The organism is Streptosporangium sp. NPDC048886 (assembly GCF_055586905.1).
In genome coordinates this window covers 1-3,279 of sequence record NZ_JBVJHH010000103.1, presented here as the reverse complement: position 1 = coordinate 3,279, position 3,279 = coordinate 1, and the positions used below count along the sequence as shown (strand labels likewise).

3 protein-coding genes are annotated in these 3,279 nt (G+C 70.0%); 2 read left to right on the top strand and 1 reads right to left on the bottom strand.

All coding sequences use genetic code 11. From position 1 onward, the window contains the following. Positions 1 to 323: 323 nt before the first annotated feature. Complete coding sequence (locus ACZ6R6_RS49195; RefSeq protein WP_470104444.1) at positions 324 to 908, bottom strand: HD domain-containing protein; 585 nt, start codon at positions 906 to 908, stop codon at positions 324 to 326. A 252-nt stretch (positions 909 to 1,160) separates the two neighbouring features. On the opposite strand from ACZ6R6_RS49195, the gene ACZ6R6_RS49190 reads away from it, so the two are divergent. Together ACZ6R6_RS49190 and ACZ6R6_RS49185 are read left to right on the top strand one after the other, a co-directional pair. Then, complete coding sequence (locus tag ACZ6R6_RS49190; RefSeq protein ID WP_470104442.1) at positions 1,161 to 1,517, top strand: DUF485 domain-containing protein; 357 nt, start codon at positions 1,161 to 1,163, stop codon at positions 1,515 to 1,517. Next, a complete protein-coding gene (locus tag ACZ6R6_RS49185; RefSeq protein WP_470104440.1) occupies positions 1,514 to 3,124 on the top strand; it encodes a solute symporter family protein in 1,611 nt (536 codons plus the stop codon). Before ACZ6R6_RS49190 ends, ACZ6R6_RS49185 begins: the two co-directional genes overlap by 4 nt. The last annotated feature ends 155 nt before the right edge of the window (positions 3,125 to 3,279 follow it).

The following is a 3,279-nucleotide window of genomic DNA, read 5'->3' as shown; positions in this document are numbered from 1 at the left end:
GCCGGTAGGCCCCTCACCTGGGGTTCGGGGCACAGCCCCAAAAGCCACAGCCCGAGCACGGACCGCGCGCAGCGCGAAGAATCAGCGAGGCCCGCACTCAACGTTCAATGATCCACAAAACAGAACCTAGCCCGGACCGTCCCTAGCCCGGACCGTCCTTCTTAGTCCGGACCGCCGCCGGAGACGGGCGGCGGCCCCGGAAGGGCGGAGGGGTCCCGGAAGGGAGGAGGAAGGGTCCGGCGCTCCGGACGGGCACCGGATCCGGCCCGACGTGGAGCGGCCGCCCGCGTCACCGGCGGTCCGTGCCTGTCGCCATGCGCGGCTCAGGCGTCCGGGTCTCCGTTGAGGACGTGCGCCACCCATTCCAGCGGGCCGGTGCGGAGCGCCTCCTCCGCGAGGCGTTTCGCCGAGGCCGTCTGCAGGGCGGCGAGTGAGCTGTCGATCCACGGCTGGACGTTCCGGTGACCCTGCTCCCGATACTCGACGGCCTGGATGAGGCATTCCAGCTTGTCGGCGTCGCGGGCGCAGCGGGCTTCGAGACTGGTCTTCTCCTCGTACTCGCCGACCGCGCCGCCGATGACCTCGGCGACGGCCGAGGGGACGCCGCGCGTCTGGTCGGCGGTGACCTCCTCGTTGGAGGCCGTCTTGAGATAGCGCTTGGCGAGGTAGGGGATGTCGGTGATCCGCGTCTCCTGGGAGTCGTGGAACAGGCTCATGAACGCCGCGCGTTCGGGGTCGCCGCCTTCCATCGCCGCGATCACGGTCGCGATGACGGCCGCCCGGAAGGAGTGGTCGGCGATGCTCTCGGGGTCTCGCACGCCCGCGACCAGCCACCCCGTGCGCCGGTAACGCTTGAGCAGCCCCATCTCGTACAGCAGGCCCGTCAACCTGGCCAGTTCCTCCTCCATGGTGTCCCCTTTCACCCTCGATGGACCATGCGTAGACCATCCCCCCAGGCCGCCCCCGGAACCCCGGCGACACGCCGACCTCGACGGAGGCCGATCCCGGACCGGTGGACCGTTCACCGCACCGGATGGACCTTTCACCGCAAGCCCTGCCCAACTGACCGCGACCCGGCGCCACCTGGGCGAAGAGTCCGTCCTCGGGTCTCCTCCCGGGGTACGGTCCCTCCTACGTTGGCCGTGATCCAGATCACATTCATGGGAGGTCCTGTGACCGCCAGGCAACACGATCCATCTGTCTACGAACAGATTCAGGGTGATGCGAGGTTCCAGGAGTTGAAGCGGCGCTTCCGGTCGTGGGCCTTCCCGATGACCGCGGCGTTCCTGGCCTGGTACCTGCTCTACGTGGTGCTGTCCGCCTGGGCGCGTGACTTCATGGGCGCCAAGGTCCTGGGCAACATCAACGTGGCGCTGATCTTCGGCCTGCTCCAGTTCGTGTCGACGTTCCTGATCGCCTGGGCCTACTCCCGATACGCCGAGAGGAAGCTCGACCCGGTGGCCGACGAGATCCGCCACGAGGCGGAGGAAGAGACCGTGGAGGAAGAGGTCGTATGAGCCACCAGACACTGTCGACGATCCTGTTCCTGCTCTTCGTCGCGGGGACATTGGTGATCACCTTCTGGGCCAGCCGCAACACCAAGAGCGCCACCGACTACTACGCCGGCGGCCGGTCCTTCAGCGGCGCCCAGAACGGCCTGGCGATCGGCGGCGACTACATGTCGGCCGCGAGCTTCCTGGGCATCGCCGGGACGATCGCCCTGTCCGGATACGACGGCTTCCTCTACTCGATCGGCTTCCTGGTCGCCTGGCTGGTGGCGCTGCTGCTGGTCGCCGAGCTGATGCGCAACTCCGGCAAGTTCACCATGGCCGACGTCCTGGCCTTCCGGATGAGCCCGCGCCCGGTCCGCACCGCCGCGGGCGTCTCCACCATCGTCGTGTCGATCTTCTACCTGCTGGCCCAGATGGTCGGCGCCGGCGCGCTCGTCGGCCTGCTGCTCGGCGTCACCTCTCCCGGCGGCAAGGCGCTCACCATCGTCGGCGTCGGCCTGCTCATGATCATCTATGTGGTCGTCGGCGGCATGAAGGGCACCACCTGGGTGCAGATCGTCAAGGCCGTGCTGCTCATGGGCGGTGCGACCCTGATCACCCTGCTGGTGCTCGGCAAGTACGGGTTCAACCTCTCCGCGCTGCTCGGCGAGGCCGCCGCGCAGAGCGGCAAGGGCGACGCGTTCCTCAACCCGGGCGGGAAGTACGGCACCGAGGCGCAGGGCCTGGCGGGCAAGCTCGACCTGATCAGCCTGGGCCTGGCGCTGGTGCTCGGCACCGCGGGCCTGCCGCACATCCTGATCCGCTTCTACACGGTCCCCACCGCCAAGGAGGCCCGCAAGTCGGTCCTGTGGGGCATCGGCATCATCGGCGCCTTCTACCTGCTCACCCTCGTGCTGGGCTTCGGCGCCGCGGCGCTGGTCGGCGGCAAGGCCATCGCGGCGCAGGACAAGGCGGGCAACACCGCCGCGCCGATGCTCGCCGAGGCGGTCGGGCAGGCCATCTTCGGCGAGGTCGGCGGCACCATCCTGCTGGCGCTCATCGCCGCGGTCGCCTTCGCCACGATCCTGGCGGTGGTCGCCGGTCTGACGCTGGCCTCCTCCTCCAGCTTCGCCCACGACCTGTACGCCCACGTGTTCAAGCGCGGCGGCGCCACCGAGAAGGAGGAGATCCTGGTCGCCCGGATCTCCTCCTTCGTCATCGGCGCGGTCGCCATCGGGCTCGGCATCCTCGCCCAGGGGCAGAACGTGGCCTTCCTGGTCGCGCTGGCCTTCGCGGTGGCGGCCTCCGGCAACCTGCCGGCGATCCTGTTCAGCCTGTTCTGGAAGCGGTTCAACACCGCCGGCGCGGTCTCGGCCATCTACGGCGGCCTGGTCTCCGCGCTGGTCCTGGTGATCTTCTCGCCGGTCGTGTCGGGCAGCGCCACCTCGCTGTTCCCGGACGCGAACTTCGCCTGGTTCCCGCTGAGCAACCCCGGCCTCGTCTCGATCCCGCTCGGCTTCCTGGCCGGGGTCATCGGGACCCGGCTCAGCAAGGAGTACAACGCCGACAAATACGCCGAGATCGAGGTCCGTTCCCTCACCGGCATCGGCGCCGAGAAGGCCGTCCAGCACTGAGCGGGCCGACCGGCGCCGGGCCGGTCGCTCCGGGGGACGCGGGTGAGGGGTCCGGCCGGGCCACCGCCGGGCCCCGCACCCCCGGGCCGGCGGGGGGCCCCCCGCGCGGCGGGCCGGCGGGGGCCCCCTTAGGGGGGCGCCGCCCGGGGAACCCG

What these genes read in the sequence shown, in the direction of transcription:
- ACZ6R6_RS49195 (WP_470104444.1), bottom strand. Translation starts at nt 908, where the DNA reads ATGGAGGAGGAACTGGCCAGGTTGACGGGCCTGCTGTACGAGATGGGG.
- ACZ6R6_RS49185 (WP_470104440.1), top strand. Translation starts at nt 1,514, where the DNA reads ATGAGCCACCAGACACTGTCGACGATCCTGTTCCTGCTCTTCGTCGCG.
- ACZ6R6_RS49190 (WP_470104442.1), top strand. Translation starts at nt 1,161, where the DNA reads ATGGGAGGTCCTGTGACCGCCAGGCAACACGATCCATCTGTCTACGAA.